Genomic DNA, 26,362 nt, shown 5'->3' on the forward strand with positions numbered 1-26,362 from the left:
CTTACCGATGCAAAACCAGGTTACGCTTAATACTGCACAGAGACTCAATCCGCCAACTGCTTACATTTACTTTTGAGGTGAAGAATGAGACTGATCCCCCTGAATACCGCTGAACAAGTCGGCAAATGGGCTGCTCGCCATATCGTTAACCGCATTAACGCGTTCAAACCAACGGCAGATCGTCCGTTCGTTCTGGGCCTGCCGACTGGCGGCACTCCGCTGACTGCCTATAAAGCATTAGTCGAAATGCACAAAGCGGGCCAGGTGAGCTTCAAACATGTTGTCACTTTCAACATGGACGAATACGTTGGCCTGCCGAAGGAACATCCGGAAAGTTATCACAGCTTTATGCACCGTAACTTCTTTGATCATGTTGATATTCCAGCAGAAAACATCAACCTCCTCAATGGTAACGCGCCGGATATTGATGCAGAATGCCGTCAGTATGAAGAGAAAATCCGTTCTTACGGTAAAATCCATCTGTTTATGGGCGGCGTAGGTAACGATGGACACATTGCGTTCAACGAACCCGCTTCTTCTTTAGCTTCCCGTACCCGTATCAAAACGTTGACCCACGACACCCGCGTAGCTAACTCACGCTTCTTTGACGGCGACGTAAGCCAGGTGCCTAAATATGCACTGACCGTAGGCGTGGGCACCCTGTTGGATGCTGAAGAAGTAATGATCCTGGTGCTGGGTCACCAGAAAGCGCAGGCGCTGCAGGCGGCTGTTGAAGGCAACGTTAACCATATGTGGACCATCAGCTGTCTGCAGCTTCATCCGAAAGCAGTTGTGGTCTGCGATGAACCTTCCACTATGGAACTGAAAGTGAAGACGCTGAAATACTTTAACGAGTTAGAAGCGGAAAATATTAAAGGTCTGTAATGATGTCTCCGCCCTGTCGAAAACGTGCAGGGCGGCATTTTTTTGAAATCGGGGGTCGGAATGTATGCTTTAACCCAGGGCCGGATTTTTACCGGTCACGAAATTCTTGATGACCATGCGATTGTTGTCGCCAATGGCCTGATCGATAGCGTTTGCCCACTGTCTGAATTGCCGTCAGGGATTGAACAGCGCTCGCTGAATGGAGCCATTGTCTCCCCCGGTTTTATTGATGTGCAGTTAAACGGCTGTGGCGGTGTACAGTTTAACGATACGGCAGAAGCCGTTACCGTTGAGACGCTGGAAATCATGCAAAAAGCCAATGAAAAATCTGGCTGCACCAACTATCTGCCAACGCTAATCACCACCAGCGATGACCTGATGAAGCAGGGCGTTCGCGTCATGCGTGAATACCTCGCTAAGCATCCAAATCAAGCATTAGGGCTACACCTTGAAGGTCCGTGGCTGAACCTGGTGAAAAAAGGTACGCATAATCCGGGATTTGTGCGTCAACCGGACGCTGCACTTGTCGATTTCCTGTGCGATAATGCGGATGTCATCACCAAAGTGACGCTGGCGCCTGAAATGGTTCCTGTCGAAGTGATCACCCAACTGGTGAATGCAGGTATCGTGGTGTCTGCGGGCCACTCTAACGCGACGCTGAAGGAAGCAAAAATCGGTTTCCGTGCAGGCATTTCCTTTGCAACACATCTGTTCAACGCGATGCCTTATATTACCGGTCGCGAACCAGGTCTGGCAGGCGCGATTCTGGATGAGGCAGATATTTATTGCGGTATCATTGCCGATGGCATGCATGTTGACTATGCCAACATCCGCAATGCTAAACGCCTGAAAGGCGACAAGCTGTGCCTGGTCACCGACGCGACCGCGCCGGCGGGGGCAAACATTGAGCAGTTCATTTTCGCTGGTAAAACAATATACTACCGCAATGGACTGTGTGTTGATGAGAACGGCACGCTGAGCGGTTCATCATTAACCATGATCGAAGGTGTACGCAATCTGGTTGAACATTGCGGTATCGCACTGGACGAAGTCCTGCGCATGGCAACGCTCTACCCTGCTCGCGCCATTGGCGTCGACAAACAACTCGGCAGTATCGCGCCAGGCAAAGTAGCCAACCTGACCGCGTTCACGCACGACTTTAAAATTATCAAGACCATCGTTAATGGCAACGAGGTCGTTACTGAGTAAGAGAAAGAATGACACCAGGCGGACAAGCTCAAATAGGTAATGTTGATCTCGTAAAACAGCTTAACAGCGCGGCGGTTTATCGCCTGATTGACCAGCATGGGCCAATCTCGCGAATTCAGATTGCCGAGCAAAGCCAGCTTGCCCCCGCCAGCGTAACCAAAATTACGCGTCAACTGATCGAACGCGGGCTGATCAAAGAAGTCGATCAGCAGGCCTCCACGGGGGGCCGCCGCGCTATCTCCATCGTCACCGAAACCCGTAATTTCCACGCAATTGGCGTGCGTCTTGGCCGCCACGACACCACGCTGACGCTCTATGATATGAGCAGCAAAGTGGTCGCCGAAGAGCATTACCCTCTCCCGGAGCGCACCCAGGAAACGCTGGAATATGCGCTGCTCAATACGATTGCCACCTTTATTGACAGTTGCCAGCGGAAAATCCGCGAGTTGATCGCAATTTCTGTCATCCTGCCAGGCCTTGTCGATCCTGAAAGCGGCGTCATCCGCTATATGCCACACATTCAGGTCGAAAACTGGGGGCTGGTCGAAGCGCTCGAAAAACGCTTCAAAGTCACCTGCTTTGTTGGTCACGATATTCGCAGCCTGGCGCTTGCTGAGCACTATTTCGGGGCAAGTCAGGATTGCGAAGACTCTATTTTGGTGCGTGTTCACCGCGGAACCGGCGCAGGGATTATCTCCAATGGCCGCATTTTTATCGGTCGCAATGGCAACGTGGGTGAGATTGGTCATATTCAGGTAGAACCGCTGGGTGAGCGCTGTCACTGCGGTAATTTCGGCTGTCTGGAAACCATTGCGGCCAATGCTTCTATCGAACACCGCGTACAAAACTTGCTAAAACAAGGCTATCCAAGTCGGCTCACGCTGGATGATTGCAGTATCAAAGCTATCTGTAAGGCAGCCAACAAAGGTGACAATCTGGCAGCAGAAGTTATCGAGCACGTTGGTCGACACCTGGGTAAAACCATCGCGATTGCGATTAACCTGTTTAACCCGCAAAAAGTCGTCATTGCCGGTGAGATTACCGAAGCAGATAAGGTCCTGCTTCCGGCAATAGAAAGCTGCATTAATAATCAGGCACTGAAGGCGTTTCGCCACAATTTGCCGGTGGTACGTTCCACGCTGGATCACCGTTCAGCGATTGGTGCATTTGCGCTGGTGAAACGCGCAATGCTCAACGGGACATTGCTGCAGCGTTTGCTGGAAAGCTAATACACGTCATCCTTCAAGCTACATCTGCGAACCCCGGTCACTTATTTCAGTAAGCTCCAGGAGTTCGCAGACTTGCCACCTTGATGCAACTCGAATGATGTAGTGTATTTTGTGTATAGTAATGCCTTCTTTTTTTAATGTCGGATTGTCCATGACCATTAAGAATGTAATTTGTGATATCGACGGCGTGCTGATGCACGACAATGTTGCCGTACCAGGTGCGGCAGACTTTCTGACCGGCATTCTGGAGAAAGGTTTACCGTTAGTCCTGCTGACGAACTACCCTTCGCAGACCGGGCAAGATCTGGCAAACCGCTTCGCCACCGCGGGTGTGAATGTCCCCGATAGCGTCTTTTATACTTCCGCTATGGCTACCGCTGATTTTCTTCGTCGTCAGGAAGGGAAAAAAGCCTACGTGGTGGGTGAAGGTGCGTTAATCCATGAGCTGTATAAAGCTGGCTTTACTATTACCGACGTTAACCCTGATTTTGTCATTGTCGGAGAGACCCGTTCGTACAACTGGGACATGATGCATAAAGCGGCATACTTTGTAGCTAACGGCGCACGTTTTATCGCCACTAACCCCGATACCCATGGTCGCGGATTTTACCCGGCCTGTGGTGCGCTGTGCGCCGGTATTGAGAAGATCTCCGGCCGTAAACCGTTTTATGTCGGCAAACCCAGCCCGTGGATTATTCGCGCGGCACTCAACAAAATGCAGGCGCACTCAGAAGAAACGGTCATTGTTGGCGACAATCTGCGCACCGATATTCTGGCAGGTTTCCAGGCGGGTCTGGAAACTATCCTGGTACTGTCTGGCGTATCCAAACTTGACGATATTGACAACATGCCATTCAGACCAAGCTGGATCTATCCCTCCGTTGCCGAGATTGACGTCATTTAATCCGTAGGCCGGATAAGACGCCCCCGCGTCGCCATCCGGCAATTCTACAGCGTTATTGCCGGATGGCGGCCTAAACGCCTTATCCAGCCTACAGAATCTTATCCATTCAATAAAATCACCATTTCATTGCTGATTCATCAATAACAATGTTCATTACATAATCTTTTTTCACCAATCCACAATGACCATTGCATTTTTTATTTTCTGACCCGCAATTCGCTTGCGCCCTCTCCCGCTTTGCGGCATTTTCTTTATCAAGCAAACATAAAAAGCATCACGCAACAGGTTAACGGAGAAGGTTATGTGTTCTATTTTTGGCGTATTCGATATTAAAACCGACGCAGTTGAACTGCGTAAAAAAGCCCTGGAATTGTCTCGTCTGATGCGCCATCGCGGCCCGGACTGGTCGGGTATTTACGCCAGTGATAACGCCATTCTGGCACACGAACGTCTGTCCATCGTCGACGTCAACGCCGGTGCTCAGCCGCTGTACAACGTGAAGAAAACGCATATCCTGGCGGTTAACGGTGAAATTTATAACCACCAGGCGCTGCGCGCTGAATACGGCGATCGCTATCAGTTCCAGACAGGTTCCGACTGTGAAGTTATCCTCGCGCTGTATCAGGAAAAAGGCCCAGAGTTCCTGGATGACCTGCAAGGCATGTTTGCCTTCGCGCTGTACGACAGCGAGCAGGACGCTTACCTGATTGGCCGCGATCACATCGGGATCATCCCACTGTATATGGGCTACGACGAACACGGTAACTTCTATGTTGCGTCTGAAATGAAGGCACTGGTTCCTGTTTGCCGTACGATTAAAGAATTCCCGGCTGGTAGCTATCTGTGGAGTAAAGACGGCGAAATTCGTCAGTACTACCAGCGCGACTGGTTTGAATACGATGCGGTAAAAGACAACGTTACCGATAAAAACGAGCTGCGTCAGGCGCTGGAAGATGCGGTGAAAAGCCACCTGATGTCAGATGTTCCTTATGGTGTATTGCTGTCCGGCGGTCTGGATTCTTCGGTCATTTCCGCAATCACCAAAAAATACGCCGCGCGTCGTGTTGAAGATCAGGAACGCAGTGAAGCCTGGTGGCCGCAGCTGCACTCCTTCGCCGTCGGCCTCGAAGGCGCACCGGATCTGAAAGCCGCACAAGAAGTAGCAAACCATCTGGGTACCGTGCACCACGAGATCCACTTCACCGTGCAGGAAGGTCTGGATGCTATCCGCGACGTGATTTATCACATCGAAACCTACGATGTTACTACCATTCGTGCCTCGACGCCGATGTACTTAATGTCGCGCAAGATTAAAGCAATGGGCATTAAAATGGTGCTGTCGGGCGAAGGGTCAGACGAAGTGTTTGGCGGTTATCTCTACTTCCACAAAGCGCCAGACGCGAAAGAATTGCATGAAGAAACCGTGCGTAAACTGCAGGCGCTGCACATGTTCGACTGTGCGCGTGCCAACAAAGCCATGTCAGCCTGGGGCGTGGAGGCTCGCGTGCCCTTCCTGGACAAAAAATTCCTTGATGTGGCAATGCGCATCAACCCGCAGGATAAAATGTGCGGCAACGGCAAAATGGAAAAACATGTTCTGCGCGAATGTTTTGAATCCTACCTGCCAGCGAGCGTCGCATGGCGGCAGAAAGAGCAGTTCTCTGACGGCGTCGGTTACAGCTGGATTGACACGCTGAAAGAAGTCGCTGCAGAGCAAGTTTCCGACCAACAACTGGAAACCGCCAGCTTCCGTTTCCCGTACAACACGCCATCGTCGAAAGAAGCGTATTTGTACCGTGAGATTTTCGAAGAACTGTTCCCGGTTGCCAGCGCTGCGGAATGTGTTCCGGGCGGCCCTTCTGTTGCCTGTTCTTCCGCCAAAGCGATCGAATGGGATGAAGCGTTTAAAACCATGAACGATCCGTCTGGTCGCGCGGTTGGCGTACACCAGTCCGCTTATAAATAAGTTAATCCTTAGAAAAGGGCCCTGCGGGGCTCTTTTTTTATGTCTGTTTTCTGTGCTAAAAAACAATTAATAACTAATAATTGCCGAATATTGCGTCATGCTGTTCGCAACCTAACCAAACAGTCACATTCCAGCTATTTTCAATGAAAAAGGGGTTGACGCTTCAAGGCTCAATACGCATAATGCGCCCCGCAACGCCGATAAGGTTACGCGAAAAAAAGATGGCTACGTAGCTCAGCTGGTTAGAGCACATCACTCATAATGATGGGGTCACAGGTTCGAATCCCGTCGTAGCCACCATCTTTTTTGCGGGAGTGGCGAAATTGGTAGACGCACCAGATTTAGGTTCTGGCGCCGCAAGGTGTGCGAGTTCAAGTCTCGCCTCCCGCACCATTCACCCGTAAGCGTTGCACGGATGGGGTATCGCCAAGCGGTAAGGCACCGGTTTTTGATACCGGCATTCCCTGGTTCGAATCCAGGTACCCCAGCCATTTTTTCTTCGATATAGCGGTTCACCGCGACGGTCATTGGGGTATCGCCAAGCGGTAAGGCACCGGTTTTTGATACCGGCATTCCCTGGTTCGAATCCAGGTACCCCAGCCATCGAAGAATATGATAGTATCAGGCTACGTAGCTCAGCTGGTTAGAGCACATCACTCATAATGATGGGGTCACAGGTTCGAATCCCGTCGTAGCCACCATATTAAGGACGTATCGACTCGTTCGGTAAATCCAAAAAATTGTTGGGGTATCGCCAAGCGGTAAGGCTCTGGTTTCTGATACCAGCATTCCGAGGTTCGAATCCTCGTACCCCAGCCAATTTCAAAAAGTCGTCCACTCTGTGGGTGCACCCGTTGGGGTATCGCCAAGCGGTAAGGCTCTGGTTTCTGATACCAGCATTCCGAGGTTCGAATCCTCGTACCCCAGCCATATTAAAAAAGCTCGCTTCGGCGAGCTTTTTGCTTTTATAACGCCGGGTAACGGCAAGACTTACCCGGCCTACATGACTTGTAGGCCTGATAAGCGTAGCGCCATCAGGCTCCACTTGAGCTACAACCCTAACGCATACTTCAGCGCCTGACGCTTCAGCACACCTGCGCGCTCTGCGGCCATGAGCCCGAGATTGCGCATAATACGCAGCGGCTGCAGGTTGTTGCTAAAACCGGCGTAGAACAAATCCATCCCACTTTGCATAATGAAGTTATCGGTCATACGACGATTCTGATAACGCTTCAGTACCGGTTGACTGGCCCACGCCTCACCATAGCTGCGGGCGCTCACCAGAACATCAATCAGTGCATCCACATCGCGAAACCCCAGATTAACGCCCTGCCCCGCCAGTGGGTGAATGGTATGCGCGGCATCACCTACCAGCGCCAGCCCCGGTTGCACATATTGCAGCGCGTGACGACGCGTAAGCGGGAATGCCCCCGCCGCCACAGGCGTAACGCTACCGAGTCGTGAAGGGAAATGTTTAGCGATCTCCGCCTGCAGTTGCGGCATATTTAGCGCTTGCAATTGGCGGATGCGAGCTGGTGAGTCGTACCACACCAGCGAGGCCCAGTTATCAAACAGCGGTAAAAATGCACGCGGACCGTCAGGGGTAAACTGCTGCCAGGTGCTGTCTCCGGGTGCGTTTTCACACTGGACAGTTATCAGCATACAAGATTGCGCGTATTGCCAGGCATGGATGCCAATCCCGGCCATTTTGCGTACCTGAGAGTTGGCACCATCAGCACCGATCACCAGCTTCGCATTGATTTTTTCACCGTCTGCCAGCTCAAGTTCATGCCGGTCATTATGTCGATGTAAAGAAATCAGCGAGGTGGGCACGCGCAACGTCACGTCAGGATGAGCTTCCAGCGCCTGCCAGAGCGCCTGTTGCAGGACCGTGTTCTCCACCATGTAACCCAACAACGGCAGCTTAAGTTCCGCTGCATCAAACACCACATGGGCATTTTCCCATTCCCACGTCTCCAGCCGACGATAAGGATGGCTGCGCATCCCCTGCACCGTATCCCAGACGCCCAGCCCTTTAAGCAACGACACGGAGGCGGAGCTAATAGCCGAAATTCTGACATCCGGCTGTCCGTCAGCCACAAACGGCGCGGGCACGGCATGCTCGATAACCGTTACCGTAAATCCGTGCTGCGCCAGTCCCAGCGCCAGCGCGCCGCCGACCATCCCCCCGCCGACAATGGCAATTTCCGTTGGTTGATTTGTCATGGTCAATTATCCTGTTACATGTATTGCTTAAGTTTACAGGATTTTTTACCCCTTGAGGCTGACATCCGTCATACTGGTCACAACCGCGCCAAAGCAGTACACTATGCGCCCTGCATTTCAGCCACAATTTCGCAAGAGCAAGTCGATGACCAAAAAACTCCATATTAAAACCTGGGGCTGTCAGATGAACGAATACGATTCATCGAAGATGGCCGATCTGCTAGATGCCACCCATGGGTATCAACTGACCGACGTGGCCGAAGAAGCGGATGTGCTGCTGCTGAATACCTGCTCAATCCGTGAGAAGGCTCAGGAAAAAGTCTTCCATCAGTTGGGTCGCTGGAAGCTGTTAAAAGAGAAGAATCCCAAGCTCATCATTGGTGTTGGTGGCTGTGTTGCGTCTCAGGAAGGCGACCATATTCGCCAGCGCGCGCACTACGTCGATATTATTTTTGGGCCGCAAACCCTGCACCGTCTGCCGGAAATGATCAACAAAGTGCGTGGAAGCACCACCCGTAGCCCGGTGGTTGATATCAGTTTCCCGGAGATCGAAAAATTCGACCGCCTGCCGGAACCGCGTGCTGAAGGGCCAAGCGCGTTTGTGTCCATCATGGAAGGTTGTAATAAATATTGTACTTACTGCGTGGTGCCCTACACCCGCGGTGAGGAAGTCAGCCGTCCGGCGGATGATATCCTGTTCGAAATCGCCCAGTTGGCGGCGCAAGGCGTGCGTGAAGTGAACCTGCTGGGGCAAAACGTCAACGCCTGGCGCGGTGAGAACTACGACGGCACGACAGGATCTTTTGCTGACCTGCTGCGTCTGGTCGCGGCGATCGACGGCATTGACCGTATCCGCTTCACCACCAGCCATCCGATCGAATTTACCGATGATATCGTGGAAGTTTATCGCGATACGCCAGAACTGGTCAGCTTCCTGCACCTGCCGGTACAGAGCGGTTCAGATCGCGTGCTGAACCTGATGGGTCGCACCCATACCGCACTGGAATATAAAGCTATCATTCGCAAACTGCGCGCAGCGCGTCCGGATATCCAGATTAGCTCCGACTTCATCGTGGGCTTCCCGGGGGAAACCACGCAGGATTTCGAGCAGACCATGAAGCTGATTGCTGACGTCAATTTTGACATGAGCTACAGCTTTATCTTCTCTGCGCGTCCTGGCACCCCTGCCGCCGATATGGTTGATGACGTACCGGAAGAAGAGAAAAAACAGCGTTTATACATCCTGCAGGAGCGTATTAACCAGCAAGCCATGGCCTGGAGCCGTCGTATGGTCGGCACGACCCAGCGCATTCTTGTCGAAGGTACGTCACGGAAAAGCGTGATGGAACTGTCAGGGCGTACCGAAAATAACCGCGTGGTGAACTTTGAAGGTACCCCGGATATGGTCGGTAAGTTTGTTGATGTTGAAATTACCGATGTCTGGACCAACTCCCTGCGCGGCAAAGTGGTGCGTACCGAAGACGAAATGGGCCTGCGCATCGCAGAATCCCCTGAGTCGGTCATTGCGCGTACCCGCAAAGAAAACGATCTGGGCGTGGGTACTTATCAGCCTTAATCCTGCTGAAAAACGCAAACAATGCCCGATGGCGCCACGCTTATCGGGCCTACACTTCCTGGCTCGCTGCTCCGGCGGGCCTTGTAATTTGCCCTGGCACCCCCATATTTATTGCAATGCTTGCGCCTTTCCCCCATGGCGTGAATAATTTCCTTAGATGCCGGTAAATGTTCAGCGTCCGGCGAGACATGCATAAGAGGAACAGTTTGAACATAGACACTCGCGAAATTATCCTTGAACCCGCAGACAACGCCCGCCTGTTGAGCCTTTGCGGGCCATTTGATGACAACATAAAACAACTGGAGCGTCGTCTCGGCATCGAAATTAACCGCCGCGATAACCACTTCAAACTGACTGGTCGTCCAATTTGTGTCACCGCTGCGGCAGATATTTTACGCAGCCTGTATGTCGATACGGCCCCAATGCGCGGCCAGACACAGGACATCGAGCCAGAACAAATTCACCTTGCGATTAAAGAAGCGCGTGTGCTTGAGCAAAGCGCAGACAGCGTGCCGGAATTTGGCAAAGCGGTGAATATCAAAACCAAGCGCGGAGTGATTAAACCGCGGACACCGAACCAGGCGCAGTATATCGCTAATATTCTTGACCATGACATCACCTTCGGCGTTGGCCCGGCAGGTACCGGTAAAACGTATCTTGCGGTTGCCGCTGCGGTCGATGCACTAGAGCGCCAGGAGATCCGCCGTATTCTGCTAACCCGTCCAGCGGTTGAAGCCGGTGAAAAACTGGGTTTCCTGCCAGGCGATCTGAGCCAGAAAGTCGATCCCTATTTACGACCGCTGTATGACGCGCTGTTCGAAATGCTCGGTTTTGAGAAGGTTGAAAAGCTGATTGAACGTAACGTCATTGAAGTTGCGCCGCTGGCCTATATGCGTGGCCGTACGTTAAACGATGCGTTCATCATTCTTGATGAGAGCCAGAACACCACCATCGAACAGATGAAAATGTTCCTGACTCGTATCGGCTTTAACTCCAAAGCGGTTATCACCGGCGATATCACCCAGATTGACCTGCCGCGCAGCACCAAGTCCGGTCTGCGTCATGCCATTGAAGTGCTGGCTGAAGTCGACGAAATTAGTTTTAATTTCTTCCATAGCGAAGACGTGGTTCGCCATCCGGTGGTTGCCCGTATCGTCACGGCGTATGAAGCCTGGGAAGAAGCAGAACAAAAACGCAAAGCCGAGCTGGCGGCAGAACGCAAGCGCGAAGCTCAGGAGCAGGAACAAAAATGAGTCAGGTTATTCTCGATTTACAGCTGGCATGCGAAAACGAATCCGGCTTACCACCAGAAAGTCAGTTTCAGAGATGGCTGGATGCCGTGATCCCGCAGTTTCAGGAAGAGTCAGAGGTCACGATTCGGTTGGTCGACGATGCTGAAAGCCACGAGCTGAACCTGACCTATCGCGGGAAAGATAAATCAACCAACGTACTCTCTTTCCCGTTTGAAGCCCCGCCGGGCATTGAGATGCCGCTGCTGGGTGATTTGATCATCTGCCGTCAGGTCGTTGAGAAAGAAGCGCAGGAACAAGGTAAGCCGCTTGAAGCCCACTGGGCGCACATGGTGGTGCACGGTAGCCTGCATTTACTCGGCTACGACCATATCGAAGACGATGAAGCGGAAGAGATGGAATCCCTCGAAACAGAGATTATGCTTGCTCTGGGCTATGAGGATCCGTACATTGCCGAGAAGGAATAAGCCGTCGGGCATCTGCCCGGGCTTCCCATAAAGCCGTGCGCTGAGTTTACGCGCATTGAGCGACCTATTAACTAACATGAGAACCCATACGACGCCATGAGCGACGACAATTCACACAGTAGTGACACCTTAAACAGCAAAAAGGGATTTTTTTCCCTGTTACTGAGCCAACTTTTCCACGGTGAACCGAAAAACCGCGACGAACTGTTGGAGCTGATCCGTGATTCCGGGCAAAACGACCTTATCGATGAAGATACGCGCGATATGCTCGAAGGGGTGATGGATATTGCGGACCAACGCGTACGCGACATTATGATCCCTCGCTCTCAGATGATTACCCTGAAACGCAACCAGACCCTGGACGAATGTCTCGATGTGATCATCGAGTCTGCCCACTCGCGTTTTCCGGTGATCAGCGAAGACAAAGATCACATTGAAGGGATTCTGATGGCCAAAGATTTGCTGCCGTTTATGCGCAGCGATGCCGAAGCCTTCAGCATGGAGAAAGTGTTACGCCAGGCGGTTGTCGTACCTGAAAGCAAGCGGGTTGACCGCATGCTGAAAGAGTTCCGCTCCCAGCGTTATCATATGGCTATCGTCATCGACGAGTTTGGCGGTGTCTCAGGTCTGGTGACCATTGAGGACATCCTTGAACTGATTGTCGGTGAAATTGAAGATGAGTACGACGAAGAAGACGATATTGATTTCCGTCAGCTCAGTCGCCACACCTGGACTATTCGCGCGCTGGCGTCGATTGAAGACTTCAACGAAGCTTTCGGGACCCACTTTAGCGACGAAGAAGTCGATACCATTGGCGGGCTGGTTATGCAGGCCTTTGGTCATTTACCCGCTCGCGGTGAGACCATCGACATTGATGGTTACCAGTTCAAAGTGGCGATGGCTGACAGCCGTCGTATTATTCAGGTTCATGTCAGAATTCCGGACGACTCACCCCAGCCCAAACTGGACGAATAAACCCGAAACTGGATCATAGACTACATGGCATTTGCCCCATTAATTGAACGCCAGCGCATGCGCCTGCTGCTGGCGTTATTATTCGGTGCCTGCGGGACGCTGGCGTTCTCTCCGTATGACATCTGGCCCGCCGCGATTATTTCGCTGATGGGTCTGCAGGCTCTTACCCTCAACCGCCGTCCTCTCCAGTCTGCTGCCATTGGCTATTTCTGGGGAATGGGCCTGTTTGGTTCAGGCATCAACTGGGTCTACGTCAGCATCGCGCAATTTGGCGGCATGCCGGGGCCGGTAAACGTTTTTCTCGTGGTTCTGCTTGCCGCCTACCTTTCCCTCTACACCGGTCTGTTTGCTGGCATTCTGTCGCGTCTGTGGCCGAAAACCAGTTGGATTCAGGTAGCGATTGCCGCGCCGGTTATCTGGCAGATAACTGAATTCCTGCGCGGCTGGGTCCTGACCGGCTTCCCATGGCTGCAGTTTGGTTACAGCCAAATTGATGGCCCGCTAAAAGGGCTTGCACCGGTAATGGGCGTAGAGGCAATCAACTTCCTGCTGATGATGGTTAGCGGCCTGCTGGTGCTGGCGTTAGTCAGCCGTAACTGGCGTCCGCTGGTCGTGGCCGTGATACTTTTCGCGCTGCCCTTCCCGCTACGCTATATCCAGTGGTATACGCTGGAGCCGGAAAAAACCACGCAGGTGTCGATGGTGCAGGGCGACATTCCACAGTCGCTCAAATGGGATGAAAGTCAGTTACTCAACACCCTGAAGATTTATCTCGACGCCACCCAGCCCGAGATGGGTAAATCACAGCTCATCATCTGGCCAGAATCTGCTATTCCGGATCTGGAAATTAACCAGCAGCGTTTTCTGAGCATGATGGATGACCTGCTGAAATCGAAAAACAGCACGCTGATTACCGGGATTGTAGATGCTCGCCTGAACAAACAGAATCGTTACGACACCTACAACACCATCATCACGTTGGGTAAAGACAGTCCGTACAGTTATGACTCGACCAATCGCTATAACAAAAATCACCTTGTCCCATTTGGTGAGTTTGTCCCGCTGGAATCGATCCTACGCCCGTTAGCGCCGTTCTTTGACCTGCCAATGTCTTCGTTCAGCCGTGGACCTTATGTACAGCCACAGCTGCATGCGCACGGCTTTAAGCTGACGGCTGCCATCTGCTACGAAATCATTCTTGGCGAACAGGTTCGGGATAACTTCCGTCCGGATACTGACTACCTGCTGACTATCTCCAACGATGCCTGGTTCGGTAAGTCCATTGGTCCGTGGCAGCACTTCCAGATGGCGCGGATGCGTTCTCTGGAGCTGGCACGCCCGCTGCTGCGTAGCACCAATAACGGTATTACCGCGGTGATTGGCCCGCAGGGTGAAATTCAGGCGATGATCCCGCAGTTTACCCGTCAGGTTCTGACCACCAGCGTTACGCCGACCACGGGCTTAACCCCTTATGCTCGTACCGGTAACTGGCCGCTGTGGCTGCTGACCGCGCTGTTTGGCTTTGGTGCGGTGGTCATGAGCCTGCGTCAACGTCGTAAGTAACCTCCCCTCCCCGGCCGGATAACGCTTTGCTTATCCGGCCCATAAACATTTCCCACATCCCATTCTGGCACGTCTATTGCTTTGTTCTACAAGGCAAACGCTGTTTTGGCTGAATGTGCAACCTGGTCGCACCAAAGTTGAGCGAAGGTAGCACCCGAAAAGTGCAACAGGATATTTTTGCCCCCAAATGGTGCGGCGCACTTCGCAAAAATAAACAATAACACAGCAAATTCTTTACATTCATCCAAACTAAATGTTAACAAACATATACAAAACTGCACGTTTTAGTAGCAAACAATAACAACATCACAATGGGTATCAATGCGTCCCTGGCGCAGACGATAAAGGAGTTGGATATGCAATTACGTAAGCTCGCCACTGCCATGCTGGTCATGGGAATGTCCGCCGGTCTGGCGCACGCAGAAGACGCAGCACCAGCGGCAGGCAGCACGCTGGATAAGATCGCCAAAAATGGCGTGATCGTTGTCGGCCACCGTGAATCATCAGTACCGTTTTCTTACTACGATAATCAGCAAAAAGTGGTCGGTTATTCACAGGATTACTCCAACGCGATCGTTGAAGCCGTGAAGAAAAAGCTGAACAAGCCCGATCTGCAGGTAAAACTGATCCCGATTACTTCACAAAACCGTATCCCGCTGCTGCAAAACGGTACCTTCGACTTTGAATGTGGATCCACCACCAACAACGTCGAGCGCCAGAAACAAGCAGCCTTCTCTGACACCATTTTCGTTGTCGGCACCCGTCTGCTGGCGAAAAAAGGCGGTGACGTCAAAGATTTCGCTGACCTGAAAGGCAAAGCCGTGGTTGTGACGTCCGGTACGACCTCAGAAGTCCTGCTGCACAAGCTGAACGAAGAACAAAAAATGGATATGCGCATCATCAGCGCGAAAGACCACGGTGACTCTTTCCGTACTCTGGAAAGCGGCCGCGCCGTTGCCTTTATGATGGATGACGCCCTGCTGGCTGGCGAACGCGCGAAAGCGAAGAAACCGGATAACTGGGAGATTGTCGGCAAGCCGCAATCTCAGGAAGCCTACGGCTGTATGCTGCGCAAAGATGACCCTGAGTTCAAAAAGCTGATGGATGACACCATTGCCCAGGCGCAGACCTCAGGCGAAGCTGAGAAATGGTTTGATAAGTGGTTTAAAAATCCAATTCCACCGAAGAACCTGAACATGAATTTCGAACTGTCAGACGAGATGAAGGCTCTGTTCAAAGAACCGAATGATAAAGCGCTTAACTAACTAAAATAAATGGGAGGCTTCCCCTCCCTCTCGATTGTTACTCGGCACGGACAGACTATAAGCCTGATGGTCGTTCCCCATCAGGCCTGAAAACCGCAAAACGCCGAATAACAATCTTCGAGGGTAGCGCTGCTACCCTTTTTTTTCTGGAGTAGATTTATGTCTATAGACTGGAACTGGGGTATTTTTTTACAACAGGCCCCGTTCGGCAACACCACCTATCTCGGCTGGCTCTGGAGTGGTTTCCAGGTCACGGTCGCGTTATCTATCACCGCCTGGATTATCGCTTTCCTCATAGGCTCTTTATTCGGCATTTTACGTACCGTACCAAATCGTTTCCTTTCCGGGATCGGCACGCTATACGTTGAGTTGTTTCGTAACGTTCCACTCATCGTCCAGTTCTTTACCTGGTATCTGGTTATTCCTGAACTGCTGCCGGAAAACATTGGCATGTGGTTCAAGTCGGAACTGGATCCCAACATTCAGTTCTTCCTCTCATCCATGCTTTGTCTGGGGTTGTTTACCGCCGCGCGCGTCTGTGAACAGGTTCGCGCCGCGATTCAGTCCCTGCCTCGCGGGCAGAAAAACGCCGCGCTGGCGATGGGCCTAACGCTGCCGCAAGCCTACCGCTATGTGCTGCTGCCAAACGCTTATCGCGTGATTGTTCCGCCAATGACCTCAGAGATGATGAACCTGGTGAAGAACTCCGCGATTGCCTCCACCATCGGCCTGGTCGATATGGCGGCGCAGGCGGGAAAACTACTGGATTACTCCGCCCACGCATGGGAATCGTTTACCGCTATCACTCTGGCCTACGTCCTGATTAACGCCGTCATCATGCTGGTGATGAATCTCGTCGAACGCAAAATCCGCCTGCCTGGCAATTTGGGAGGCAAATAATGTACGAATTTGACTGGAGTTCTATCGTCCCTTCCCTGCCATATCTGCTGGACGGGCTGATCATCACGTTGAAAATCACCGTTACGGCGGTCGTCATTGGTATTGTCTGGGGAACCATCCTTGCAGTAATGCGTCTGTCCAGCTTCGCGCCGATTGCCTGGTTTGCGAAAGGCTACGTCAACGTATTTCGTTCTATTCCACTGGTCATGGTGCTGCTGTGGTTCTACCTGATTGTGCCCGGCTTCCTGCAAAACGTACTGGGTCTGTCGCCTAAAACCGATATTCGCCTGATCTCAGCGATGGTCGCGTTTTCGATGTTTGAAGCTGCGTACTATTCCGAGATTATCCGTGCCGGTATCCAGAGTATTTCTCGTGGACAATCCAGCGCCGCGCTGGCGCTGGGGATGACCCACTGGCAGTCGATGAAGCTCATTATTCTGCCACAGGCCTTCCGCGCGATGGTGCCGCTGCTGCTTACCCAAGGCATTGTACTGTTCCAGGATACCTCGCTGGTCTATGTATTGAGTCTGGCAGACTTCTTCCGTACCGCCTCCACCATTGGCGAGCGTGACGGCACGCAGGTTGAAATGATCCTGTTTGCTGGCGCCGTTTATTTTGTATTCAGTCTGAGCGCATCGTTGTTGGTCAGCTATTTGAAGAAAAGGACAGTTTAATGATTACCCTGAAAAATGTTTCTAAATGGTATGGTCACTTTCAGGTGCTGACCGACTGCTCTACGGAAGTGAAAAAAGGTGAGGTGGTGGTTGTCTGTGGCCCGTCAGGCTCCGGTAAATCAACGCTTATCAAGACGGTAAACGGCCTGGAGCCAGTGCAACAGGGCGTCATCACCGTTGATGGCACCGTGGTAAATGATAAAAAAACCGATCTGGCCAAACTGCGCTCTCGTGTTGGTATGGTGTTCCAGCACTTTGAACTGTTCCCGCATCTGTCGATCATTGAGAACCTGACTCTGGCGCAGGTAAAAGTGCTTAAGCGCGATAAAAAGCCGGCCCGCGACAAAGCGCAAAAGTTACTGGAACGCGTTGGTCTGTCAGCACATGCCGAGAAGTTCCCGGCCCAGCTATCCGGGGGCCAGCAACAGCGTGTCGCTATCGCCCGGGCGCTATGTATGGATCCTATCGCCATGCTGTTTGACGAACCGACATCGGCGCTTGATCCTGAAATGATCAACGAAGTACTGGACGTTATGGTTGAACTGGCCAATGAAGGGATGACCATGATGGTGGTAACCCACGAAATGGGCTTTGCGCGTAAAGTGGCGAACCGGGTGATCTTCATGGATGAAGGGAAAATTGTTGAAGACTCACCGAAAGAAGAGTTCTTCGCCAATCCGAAATCGGACCGCGCCAAAGACTTCCTCGCGAAAATCCTGCACTAATCTTGCTGGCGCGCATCGCCATGTGCGCGCCATCTCACGATTTACCTCTTCACTTCTCGAAACAGATACAGCCCAGCGTTAACCTTGTCACAGAGTCCCACTTACAAGGAGCAACAATGGCACTTCCTATCCTGTTTGATTGCGATCCAGGTCATGACGACGCTATCGCAATTGTTCTCGCCCTCGCCTCACCTGAACTGGATGTGAAAGCGGTAACCTCGTCAGCCGGGAACCAGACGCCCGACAAAACGCTGCGTAACGTATTACGCATGCTAACACTGCTCAATCGTAGTGATATTCCCGTCGCCGGTGGCGCTGTGAAACCGCTGATGCGCGATCTGATTATTGCCGATAACGTCCACGGCGAGAGTGGGTTAGATGGCCCGGCGCTCCCGGAACCCGCCTTTGCCCCACAGACCTGTACCGCTGTGGAACTGATGGCGAAAACCCTGCGTGACAGCCCAGAGCCAGTGACCATTGTCTCCACCGGGCCGCAAACCAACGTGGCATTGCTACTGAATAGCCATCCTGAACTGCACGCTAAAATCGCCCGTATCGTGATAATGGGTGGTGCGATGGGGCTCGGAAACTGGACGCCCGCCGCTGAGTTCAACATTTTCGTGGATCCTGAAGCCGCTGAAATCGTATTCCAGTCGGGCATTCCGGTGGTGATGGCGGGTCTGGACGTCACGCATAAAGCGCAAATACATCGCGAAGATACCGAACGGTTCCGCGCTATTGGCAATCCTGTTTCAACGATCGTTGCTGAACTACTCGACTTCTTCTTTGAATATCACAAAGACGAAAAATGGGGATTCATCGGCGCGCCGCTGCACGACCCCTGCACTATTGCCTGGCTACTGAAACCGGAACTGTTTACCACCGTTGATCGCTGGGTTGGTGTGGAAACTCAGGGCAAATACACGCAGGGCATGACCGTGGTGGACTACTACTTCCTGAGCGGCAATAAGCCAAACGCCACCGTGATGGTGGACGTTGATCGCCAGGGATTTGTCGATCTGCTGGCGGAACGGCTGAAGTTTTACGCCTGATACACGCCGGACGGCGCTAACGCTTATCCGGCAATAAGCGATTACGGCTCAAATGGCCGTCTTTGGAACTGATCGTGTCCGCATTTCGGACACAGCGGCAGCACATCCGGAGTGTACACCGCTAAATGGAAGTGACACTTCTCGCAGACCAGATTCCCCAACCCAACCACCTCGCCGCTGTGATAAACCCCATGATGACTGAGATCCTGGAACACTTCGCGCCATTCGAGCTGCGTTTTATCGGTAATATCGGCCAGTTCCTGCCAGATACTCTCCTTGATAACCCGCATAAAGACGCTGTCTGTCTCCTCATCGAGACTTTCTTCATAACTGAGTGCAAACTCTTCCAGGTCGCGTCTGACGGCCCTTGTGAGTTCCTCCACCTCGGTTCGGGTTAACTCCCCGGTCTGCATAACTCGCTGACGCGCCTGCTCCACCAGCGCATCAATATCGCGTTCGCCGTTACGCAGACGTTCGCTGAGTGACGTCACCAGTTCACGGTAATATTGAGCAACCTTGTTCATCGCTTCGCCTCCTGGGTCGTTAACTGTCTATAATAATAGACGTTATTTACGCTACGCTTTGCAAGACTGTCCACAGAGTGTGTAAATTCGTGTCAGAATTATCCTTGCGGGAATTCAACGCTGAATGCGCGAAAGGCTGTTTTGACGCGGGCGTTTGGGCTATGCTATGCGGATCTGAAACACCACATCTAGAGCTACGTTTGTAGCTGTATTGAAAACAGGACCACTGGCTGCCATGCAAGAGCAATACCGCCCGGAAGAGATAGAATCCAAAGTACAGCTTCACTGGGATGAGAAGCGCACATTTGAAGTTACCGAAGACGAGAGCAAAGAGAAGTATTACTGCCTGTCTATGCTTCCCTATCCTTCTGGTCGACTACACATGGGCCACGTACGTAACTACACCATCGGTGATGTAATCGCCCGCTATCAGCGCATGCTGGGTAAAAACGTCCTGCAACCTATTGGCTGGGATGCATTCGGCCTGCCTGCGGAAGGCGCAGCGGTAAAAAACAACACCGCCCCGGCACCGTGGACGTACGACAACATCGCTTATATGAAAAACCAGCTCAAAATGCTGGGCTTCGGTTACGACTGGAGCCGTGAGCTGGCGACCTGCACCCCGGAATATTACCGCTGGGAACAGAAATTCTTCACCGAGCTGTATAAAAAAGGCCTGGTGTACAAGAAAACGTCTGCGGTGAACTGGTGCCCTAACGACCAGACCGTACTGGCGAACGAACAGGTTATCGATGGCTGCTGCTGGCGTTGCGATACCAAAGTTGAGCGTAAAGAGATCCCACAGTGGTTCATCAAAATCACCGCTTACGCAGACGAACTGCTGCGTGATCTGGATAACCTGGATCACTGGCCTGATACCGTTAAGACCATGCAGCGTAACTGGATCGGTCGTTCTGAAGGTGTGGAAATCACCTTCGACGTGACTGGTTACGACAACACGCTGACCGTCTACACTACCCGCCCGGACACCTTTATGGGTGCGACCTACCTGGCCGTTGCCGCAGGTCATCCGCTGGCGCAAAAAGCGGCGGCAAATAACCCGGAACTGGCTGCCTTCATTGACGAATGCCGTAACACCAAGGTTGCTGAAGCCGAAATGGCGACCATGGAGAAAAAAGGCGTCGATACCGGCTTTAAAGCGGTTCATCCGCTGACTGGCGAAGAAATCCCGGTTTGGGCGGCAAACTTCGTCCTAATGGAATACGGCACCGGTGCGGTGATGGCCGTTCCGGGTCACGATCAGCGCGACTACGAATTTGCCACCAAGTATGGCCTGTCCATCAAGCCGGTAATTCTGACTTCTGAAGGCGCAGAGCCGGATTTGTCCGAGCAGGCACTGACCGAAAAAGGCGTGCTGTTTAACTCCGGTGAGTTTGACGGCCTGGCCTTCGAAGACGCGTTCAACGCCATTGCCGACAAGCTGGTCGCTCTGGGTGTCGGTGAGCGTAAAGTTAACTACCGTCTGCGCGACTGGGGTGTTTCCCGTCAGCGTTACTGGGGCGCGCCAATTCCGATGGTGACGCTGGAAGACGGTACCGTACTGCCGACACCAGAAGATCAACTGCCGGTAATTCTGCCAGAAGATGTCGTCATGGACGGTATCACCAGCCCGATCAAAGCCGATCCGGAGTGGGCGAAAACCACCGTTAACGGTATGCCTGCCCTGCGTGAAACCGACACCTTCGATACCTTTATGGAGTCCTCCTGGTACTACGCGCGCTACACCTGCCCGCAGTACAACGAAGGCATGCTGGACCCAGAAGCGGCAAACTACTGGCTGCCGGTTGATATCTACATTGGCGGTATTGAACACGCCATCATGCACCTGCTCTACTTCCGCTTCTTCCACAAACTGATGCGCGACGCGGGCATGGTCAACTCTGACGAACCGGCTAAACAGCTGCTGTGTCAGGGAATGGTGCTGGCCGATGCGTTCTACTACGTTGGCACAAACGGCGAACGCAACTGGGTTTCTCCGGTTGACGCCATCGTTGAGCGCGACGAAAAAGGTCGTATCGTTAAGGCGAAGGATGCTGAAGGCCATGAACTGGTGTATACCGGCATGAGCAAAATGTCCAAGTCCAAAAACAACGGTATCGACCCGCAGGTCATGGTTGAACGTTACGGCGCGGACACCGTGCGTCTGTTCATGATGTTCGCCTCTCCGGCTGATATGACCCTGGAATGGCAGGAATCCGGCGTAGAAGGGGCAAACCGCTTCCTGAAGCGTGTCTGGAAACTGGTTTATGAGCACACTTCACAGGGTGATGCTCCGGCGCTGAACGTTGCTGCACTGACGGAAGATCAAAAAGCGCTGCGTCGCGACGTGCACAAAACCATTGCTAAAGTGACTGATGATATCGGTCGCCGTCAGACCTTTAACACCGCAATTGCGGCGATTATGGAACTGATGAACAAGCTGGCGAAAGCACCGCAGGAAGACGAGCAGGACCGTGCCCTGATGCAGGAAGCGCTGCTGGCCGTTGTACGCATGCTCAACCCGTTCACCCCACACGTTTGCTTCACCCTGTGGCAGGCGCTGAAAGGCGAAGGCGATATCGACAATGCGCCGTGGCCGGTAGCTGATGACGCCGCAATGGTTGAAGACTCAACGCTGGTTGTGGTTCAGGTAAACGGCAAAGTACGTGGCAAAATCACCGTTCCGGTAAACGCCACTGAAGAGCAGGTTCGTGAACGTGCTGGCCAGGAGCCTCTGGTGGCAAAATATCTTGATGGCGTTACCGTACGTAAAGTGATTTATGTACCGGGTAAACTCCTCAATCTGGTCGTTGGCTAAGCGCGGGAGGAAGCGTGCGATTTCTGACAACATTGTTGTTATCTCTGGCGGTGCTGGTCACCGCCGGGTGTGGCTGGCATCTGCGTAGTACTACGCAGGTTCCCCCCACGATGAAAACCATGATTCTGGTCACGGGTGATCCGAACGGCCCGTTAAGCCGGGCGGTGCGTAATCAGTTGCGTTTGAATGGCGTTACACTGCTGGAAGACAGCTCAACGCGCAAAGACGTTCCGTCCTTACGCCTTGGCGCGGTCAGCATTTCGCAGGATACCGCGTCCGTGTTCCAGAACGGTCAAACCGCTGAATACCAGATGGTGATGTCCGTGAGTGCTTCAGTCCTGATCCCGGGCCATGATATTTACCCGATCAGCGCTAAAGTCTATCGTTCATTCTTCGACAACCCGCAAGCGGCACTGGCGAAGGATAACGAGCAGGAGATGATCGTTAAAGAGATGTACGACAAGGCGGCCGAGCAGTTGATTCGTAAACTGCCAAGCGTACATATTGCTGATGTTCAGTCATCCGGCGATGACGTCGAGCCTGCAGTGAAAACTGCAGCGCCAGCGTCCTCCTCTCCGGCGCGTGTTTCCACCACGCTGGGTAACTGATGCTCAAGTTGTACCCTGAACAACTCCGCGCACAGCTCAATGAAGGGCTGCGCGCGGCGTATTTACTCTTAGGTAACGATCCCCTCTTATTGCAGGAAAGCCAGGATGCCATCCGCCAGGCTGCCGCAACGCAAGGGTTCGAAGAACACCACGCTTTCACCCTGGACAACAGCACCGACTGGGGGGAAATTTTTTCACTCTGCCAGGCGATGAGCCTGTTTGCCAGCCGTCAAACGTTACTCCTGCAGCTGCCAGAAAATGGCCCCAATGCCGCCATTAACGAACAACTTGCCTCGCTCGTCACACTGCTACATGACGATCTGCTGCTTATTGTTCGTGGTAACAAGCTGACCAAAGCCCAGGAAAACGCCGCATGGTATACCGGACTGGCGAATAACGCGGTACTGGTCAGTTGCCAGACACCTGAACAGGCACAGCTTCCGCGTTGGGTAGCCGCAAGGGCGAAACATCATAATCTGCAGTTGGATGACGCCGCCAACCAACTCTTATGCTATTGCTACGAAGGCAATCTGCTAGCGTTAGCGCAGGCGCTGGAGCGGTTGTCGCTACTTTGGCCTGACGGTAAATTAACATTGCCTCGTGTGGAGCAAGCCGTTAACGATGCCGCGCACTTTACCCCGTTTCACTGGGTGGACGCGCTGCTGATGGGCAAAAGCAAACGCGCGCTGCATATTCTGCAACAGCTCCGTCTTGAAGGCAGTGAACCCGTTATTTTGTTACGTACTCTGCAGCGGGAATTATTACTGCTGGTGAACCTGAAACGGCAGTCGGCTCATACCCCATTACGGGCATTGTTCGACAAACATCGGGTATGGCAAAATCGCCGTGGCATGATGGGAGAAGCGTTAAACCGGCTGACTCCCACGCAGTTACGTCAGGCGGTCACGCTGTTAACACGTACGGAAATTACGCTTAAACAAGACTATGGTCAGTCAGTGTGGGCAGAGCTTGAGGGACTTTCCCTGTTGCTTTGCCATAAATCACTGGCAGATGTTTTTATTGATGGTTGATATGAAATCATTGCAGGCTCTGTTCGGTGGCACCTTTGATCCGGTGCATTATGGTCATCTGAAACCCGTTGAAATTCTGGCTAATCTGATTGGCCTCTCTCGGGTCATTGTCATGCCCAATAACGTGCCACCACATCGTGCGCAACCGGAAGCCTCCAGCGCTCAGCGTAAACATATGCTTGAGCTGGCCATTGCCGACAAACCTTTGTTTTCACTGGATGAACGCGAGCTAAAACGCGATACCGCCTCGTACACCGCGCAAACGCTGCAAGAGTGGCGTGTGGAACAAGGCCCGGATGCACCGCTGGCATTCATTATTGGTCAGGATTCACTGCTGACCTTTCCTTCCTGGCATGACTACGACACGATTCTGGACAACACCCATCTTATCGTGTGTCGACGCCCGGGTTACCCGCTCGAAATGGCACAGGAACAGCACCAGCAGTGGCTGGAAAATCATCTGACCCATACGGCAGATGATCTGCATAACCTGCCGGCAGGTAAGATTTACCTTGCCGAAACGCCGTGGTTCAATATCTCCGCCACGCTTATCCGCGAACGCCTGGAAAAAGGCGAGCCGTGCGACGACTTACTGCCACGCGCCGTGCTCGACTATATCAACCAGCAGGGTTTGTACCGCTAAGCGTGTTGTTTAATGCCGCCAACAGGCGGTCATTTTCGTCCTTACTGCGAACAGCAACCCGGTAATAACGCGCGTCCAGGCCAGGGTAATTGGCACAACTGCGGATCAAAACATGTTGTTCCAGCAGTGATTTTTGCAAATCGATATCCAGTCGATCGCAGCGTAACAGCCGATAGTTAGCCCGACCGGGATAGACTGTCAGGCCGGGCAGTGTTTGCAATTGTTGATCAAATCGCTGTCCTTCCTGTGCCAGCCATTGCCACGTCGCCTGCTGGTAGGCGCTATCGCTAAGAATCATCTCTCCCGCCAGCGCGGCAAATGCGTTAATTGACCACGGCATTTGTCGGCTGCGCATCCGTGCCACGGCCTGTTCATCGCTATTGACCAGATAACCCAGTCGCAACCCCGGTATCGCATAGAACTTGGTCAGCGAGCGAAGAACCCAAATGTGCGGATTCTCTTGTAGCCGCGGAATAAAACCCTCCTCCCCGGCAATAAAATCGATAAAGGCTTCATCCAGAATCAAGGTAATCCCCAATTCAGCGCAGCGCGTTGCTATCGCAGCAAGCAGATGACCATCGGGCAATAGCCCTGTAGGGTTGTTGGGCGTACAGAGAAAAAGGCAGTCCAGCTCTGGCGTTAACACATCAAGGATCGTGGCGGTGAGCTGCCAGCCATCCTCCTCGCGCAGCGCAAATTCATGGATCGCACATTCTCCCCATTCCAGCGCCCGGCGGTATTCAGCAAATCCAGGGGCAACAATCATCGCATGACGCGGCTTGAGCCCATTAACCAGGGTGAAGATAGATTCTGTTTCGCCATTCCCCGCGAGGATCCACGAAACAGGTATCTGGTGATGCTGCGCCAGCGCCGCATGCAACTGGGTGTAGTCAACGTCCGGGTAGCATTCAGCCCTGTCCAGATTGTCGATAAGCGCGCATTTTAAGGTTGCGGGCATACCCAGCGGGTTAATATTCGCGCTAAAATCCAGCAATTGCTCAGGCGGGATGCCCAACAATGCGGCGGCTTCTCGGGTATTACCGCCGTGCGCGCTCTTCAATAAAGACATCGTGCCGCTCCAGTTAAAAAGGGGTATTTTATTGAAAAAATCTCTGCGCAATCAGGGCAAGCATCATATTTTGTGCGAATAGCCCCAAGAGGAAAAAATGAGACTCTGGTTAGTACGTCACGGAGAAACCGAAGCCAATGTCGCTGGGTTATACAGCGGTCATGCCCCCACACCGCTAACGGAACGGGGGATTGTTCAGGCGCAATCACTGAGTGGGCTGCTACGCAATGTCCCTTTCGACAACGTTCTGTGCAGCGAACTCGAACGCGCCCGCCATACAACCCAACTGATTCTGGCGGAACGCGATGTTCCTGTGCGTGTCATGCCTGAACTTAATGAGATGTTCTTTGGCGACTGGGAAATGCGCCATCATCGCGATCTTGTGCGCGAAGACGCTGAAAATTATGCCGTATGGTGTAACGACTGGCAGAACGCAACCCCAACTAATGGCGAAGGATTTCAGGCATTTTCACAGCGTGTTGAACGTTTCATTGCTCAGCTTGCTGAATACAAAGACAGTAAAAATCTGTTGGTGGTAAGTCATCAGGGCGTGCTGAGCGTACTGGTGGCCCGGCTGCTGTCCATGCCCACGGCCGCCATGTGGCACTTTCGCATCGAACAGGGATGCTGGAGTGCCATTGATTTTTGTGACGACTTTGCAGTTCTGAAAGTTCTCAATAGTCGCGCCGTGTGGCACGAGGGTGAGTGAATGCACTGTTTTTTCTGCCGAAGGGCCTCTCTCCCATTGACACCCTATGACAGGCTGCTATTCTCCGCAACCTGACTTTTCCCGCCTTTCAGAG

23 protein-coding genes and 7 tRNA genes are annotated in these 26,362 nt (G+C 52.7%); 27 read left to right on the forward strand and 3 right to left on the reverse strand.

Features of this window, described 5'->3' with window-relative positions:
- Window positions 1–84 precede the first annotated feature (84 nt).
- From nagB to G8S19_RS15880, 12 genes are all read left to right on the forward strand, one after another.
- On the forward strand, window positions 85–885 hold the full coding sequence (gene nagB / locus G8S19_RS15825) for a glucosamine-6-phosphate deaminase (RefSeq protein ID WP_003022803.1): 801 nt from the start codon (window positions 85–87) through the stop codon (window positions 883–885).
- A gap of 60 nt (window positions 886–945) precedes the next feature.
- The gene (nagA, locus tag G8S19_RS15830) at window positions 946–2,094 is read left to right on the forward strand and encodes an N-acetylglucosamine-6-phosphate deacetylase (protein WP_061067522.1); all 1,149 of its coding nucleotides are present in this window, start codon (window positions 946–948) and stop codon (window positions 2,092–2,094) included.
- 8 nt (window positions 2,095–2,102) lie between these two features.
- Entirely contained in the window at window positions 2,103–3,323 is a 1,221-nt protein-coding gene (locus G8S19_RS15835; protein ID WP_061067521.1) for an N-acetylglucosamine repressor, read from the forward strand.
- Window positions 3,324–3,474: 151 nt separating this feature from the next.
- Window positions 3,475–4,227, forward strand: coding sequence for a ribonucleotide monophosphatase NagD (gene nagD / locus G8S19_RS15840; RefSeq protein ID WP_048212284.1), 753 nt, complete (start codon window positions 3,475–3,477; stop codon window positions 4,225–4,227).
- A 301-nt stretch (window positions 4,228–4,528) separates the two neighbouring features.
- Complete coding sequence (gene asnB, locus G8S19_RS15845) at window positions 4,529–6,193, forward strand: asparagine synthase B (RefSeq protein ID WP_003835552.1); 1,665 nt, start codon at window positions 4,529–4,531, stop codon at window positions 6,191–6,193.
- 223 nt (window positions 6,194–6,416) lie between these two features.
- Window positions 6,417–6,493 (forward strand) — tRNA-Met (locus G8S19_RS15850).
- Window positions 6,494–6,501: 8 nt separating this feature from the next.
- Window positions 6,502–6,586 (forward strand) — tRNA-Leu (locus G8S19_RS15855).
- A 23-nt stretch (window positions 6,587–6,609) separates the two neighbouring features.
- Window positions 6,610–6,684: transfer RNA gene (locus G8S19_RS15860), tRNA-Gln, on the forward strand.
- Window positions 6,685–6,721: 37 nt separating this feature from the next.
- Window positions 6,722–6,796, forward strand: a tRNA-Gln gene (locus G8S19_RS15865).
- Between the two features lie 21 nt (window positions 6,797–6,817).
- Window positions 6,818–6,894: transfer RNA gene (locus tag G8S19_RS15870), tRNA-Met, on the forward strand.
- A 43-nt stretch (window positions 6,895–6,937) separates the two neighbouring features.
- Window positions 6,938–7,012 (forward strand) — tRNA-Gln (locus tag G8S19_RS15875).
- A gap of 36 nt (window positions 7,013–7,048) precedes the next feature.
- Window positions 7,049–7,123, forward strand: a tRNA-Gln gene (locus G8S19_RS15880).
- A 120-nt stretch (window positions 7,124–7,243) separates the two neighbouring features.
- On the opposite strand, the gene ubiF is transcribed toward G8S19_RS15880, so the two are convergent.
- Complete coding sequence (gene ubiF / locus G8S19_RS15885; RefSeq protein ID WP_199945101.1) at window positions 7,244–8,419, reverse strand: 3-demethoxyubiquinol 3-hydroxylase; 1,176 nt, start codon at window positions 8,417–8,419, stop codon at window positions 7,244–7,246.
- A gap of 145 nt (window positions 8,420–8,564) precedes the next feature.
- Between ubiF and miaB the strand changes: the two genes are divergently transcribed.
- The 10 genes from miaB to rihA all read left to right on the forward strand — a co-directional run bounded on the left by miaB (window position 8,565) and on the right by rihA (window position 18,866).
- Entirely contained in the window at window positions 8,565–9,995 is a 1,431-nt protein-coding gene (miaB, locus tag G8S19_RS15890; protein ID WP_005121416.1) for a tRNA (N6-isopentenyl adenosine(37)-C2)-methylthiotransferase MiaB, read from the forward strand.
- A 206-nt stretch (window positions 9,996–10,201) separates the two neighbouring features.
- Window positions 10,202–11,248 (forward strand): PhoH family protein, encoded by a 1,047-nt coding sequence (locus G8S19_RS15895; protein ID WP_048212286.1) that lies wholly within the window; start codon window positions 10,202–10,204, stop codon window positions 11,246–11,248.
- Window positions 11,245–11,712 (forward strand): rRNA maturation RNase YbeY, encoded by a 468-nt coding sequence (ybeY, locus tag G8S19_RS15900; protein ID WP_048212287.1) that lies wholly within the window; start codon window positions 11,245–11,247, stop codon window positions 11,710–11,712. Before G8S19_RS15895 ends, ybeY begins: the two co-directional genes overlap by 4 nt.
- Before the next feature lie 96 nt (window positions 11,713–11,808).
- Window positions 11,809–12,687: a CNNM family magnesium/cobalt transport protein CorC gene (gene corC, locus G8S19_RS15905; RefSeq protein ID WP_003847383.1), complete on the forward strand. Its 879-nt coding sequence runs from the start codon at window positions 11,809–11,811 to the stop codon at window positions 12,685–12,687.
- Between the two features lie 24 nt (window positions 12,688–12,711).
- Complete coding sequence (gene lnt, locus G8S19_RS15910; RefSeq protein ID WP_253685532.1) at window positions 12,712–14,250, forward strand: apolipoprotein N-acyltransferase; 1,539 nt, start codon at window positions 12,712–12,714, stop codon at window positions 14,248–14,250.
- Window positions 14,251–14,606: 356 nt separating this feature from the next.
- Window positions 14,607–15,515 carry a glutamate/aspartate ABC transporter substrate-binding protein GltI gene (gene gltI, locus G8S19_RS15915; protein WP_253685534.1) on the forward strand — a complete coding sequence of 303 codons (909 nt, stop codon included), beginning with the start codon at window positions 14,607–14,609 and terminating at the stop codon, window positions 15,513–15,515.
- Between the two features lie 159 nt (window positions 15,516–15,674).
- The gene (gene gltJ / locus G8S19_RS15920; RefSeq protein ID WP_003022759.1) at window positions 15,675–16,415 is read left to right on the forward strand and encodes a glutamate/aspartate ABC transporter permease GltJ; all 741 of its coding nucleotides are present in this window, start codon (window positions 15,675–15,677) and stop codon (window positions 16,413–16,415) included.
- On the forward strand, window positions 16,415–17,089 hold the full coding sequence (gene gltK, locus G8S19_RS15925; RefSeq protein WP_003022757.1) for a glutamate/aspartate ABC transporter permease GltK: 675 nt from the start codon (window positions 16,415–16,417) through the stop codon (window positions 17,087–17,089). The genes gltJ and gltK overlap by 1 nt, the downstream gene beginning before the upstream one ends.
- Complete coding sequence (gltL, locus tag G8S19_RS15930) at window positions 17,089–17,814, forward strand: glutamate/aspartate ABC transporter ATP-binding protein GltL (RefSeq protein WP_003022754.1); 726 nt, start codon at window positions 17,089–17,091, stop codon at window positions 17,812–17,814. Before gltK ends, gltL begins: the two co-directional genes overlap by 1 nt.
- Window positions 17,815–17,930: 116 nt before the next feature.
- The gene (gene rihA / locus G8S19_RS15935) at window positions 17,931–18,866 is read left to right on the forward strand and encodes a pyrimidine-specific ribonucleoside hydrolase RihA (protein WP_061067516.1); all 936 of its coding nucleotides are present in this window, start codon (window positions 17,931–17,933) and stop codon (window positions 18,864–18,866) included.
- Between the two features lie 41 nt (window positions 18,867–18,907).
- Here rihA and G8S19_RS15940 read toward each other — a convergent pair whose 3' ends face one another.
- A complete protein-coding gene (locus tag G8S19_RS15940; RefSeq protein ID WP_005121423.1) occupies window positions 18,908–19,390 on the reverse strand; it encodes a zinc ribbon-containing protein in 483 nt (160 codons plus the stop codon).
- Between the two features lie 235 nt (window positions 19,391–19,625).
- Here G8S19_RS15940 and leuS point away from each other — a divergent pair, with 235 nt between their 5' ends.
- Genes leuS through nadD form a run of 4 tightly spaced genes read left to right on the forward strand, consistent with a single transcriptional unit; the run spans window position 19,626 to window position 24,490 of the window.
- Complete coding sequence (leuS, locus tag G8S19_RS15945; protein ID WP_253685536.1) at window positions 19,626–22,208, forward strand: leucine--tRNA ligase; 2,583 nt, start codon at window positions 19,626–19,628, stop codon at window positions 22,206–22,208.
- Between the two features lie 14 nt (window positions 22,209–22,222).
- Window positions 22,223–22,816 carry an LPS assembly lipoprotein LptE gene (gene lptE, locus G8S19_RS15950; RefSeq protein WP_048212293.1) on the forward strand — a complete coding sequence of 198 codons (594 nt, stop codon included), beginning with the start codon at window positions 22,223–22,225 and terminating at the stop codon, window positions 22,814–22,816.
- Window positions 22,816–23,847 (forward strand): DNA polymerase III subunit delta, encoded by a 1,032-nt coding sequence (holA, locus tag G8S19_RS15955; protein WP_115600775.1) that lies wholly within the window; start codon window positions 22,816–22,818, stop codon window positions 23,845–23,847. The genes lptE and holA overlap by 1 nt, the downstream gene beginning before the upstream one ends.
- Window position 23,848: 1 nt before the next feature.
- Window positions 23,849–24,490, forward strand: coding sequence for a nicotinate-nucleotide adenylyltransferase (gene nadD / locus G8S19_RS15960; RefSeq protein ID WP_086523834.1), 642 nt, complete (start codon window positions 23,849–23,851; stop codon window positions 24,488–24,490).
- Here the strand turns inward: nadD and cobD are convergent.
- Window positions 24,465–25,559 carry a threonine-phosphate decarboxylase CobD gene (gene cobD / locus G8S19_RS15965; protein WP_061067513.1) on the reverse strand — a complete coding sequence of 365 codons (1,095 nt, stop codon included), beginning with the start codon at window positions 25,557–25,559 and terminating at the stop codon, window positions 24,465–24,467. The genes nadD and cobD overlap by 26 nt on opposite strands.
- Before the next feature lie 97 nt (window positions 25,560–25,656).
- On the opposite strand from cobD, the gene G8S19_RS15970 reads away from it, so the two are divergent.
- Window positions 25,657–26,268, forward strand: coding sequence for an adenosylcobalamin/alpha-ribazole phosphatase (locus G8S19_RS15970; protein ID WP_101743288.1), 612 nt, complete (start codon window positions 25,657–25,659; stop codon window positions 26,266–26,268).
- The last annotated feature ends 94 nt before the right edge of the window (window positions 26,269–26,362 follow it).

It is taken from the genome of Citrobacter sp. SX206, from assembly GCF_024181025.1.
GTDB lineage: Bacteria > Pseudomonadota > Gammaproteobacteria > Enterobacterales > Enterobacteriaceae > Citrobacter > Citrobacter youngae.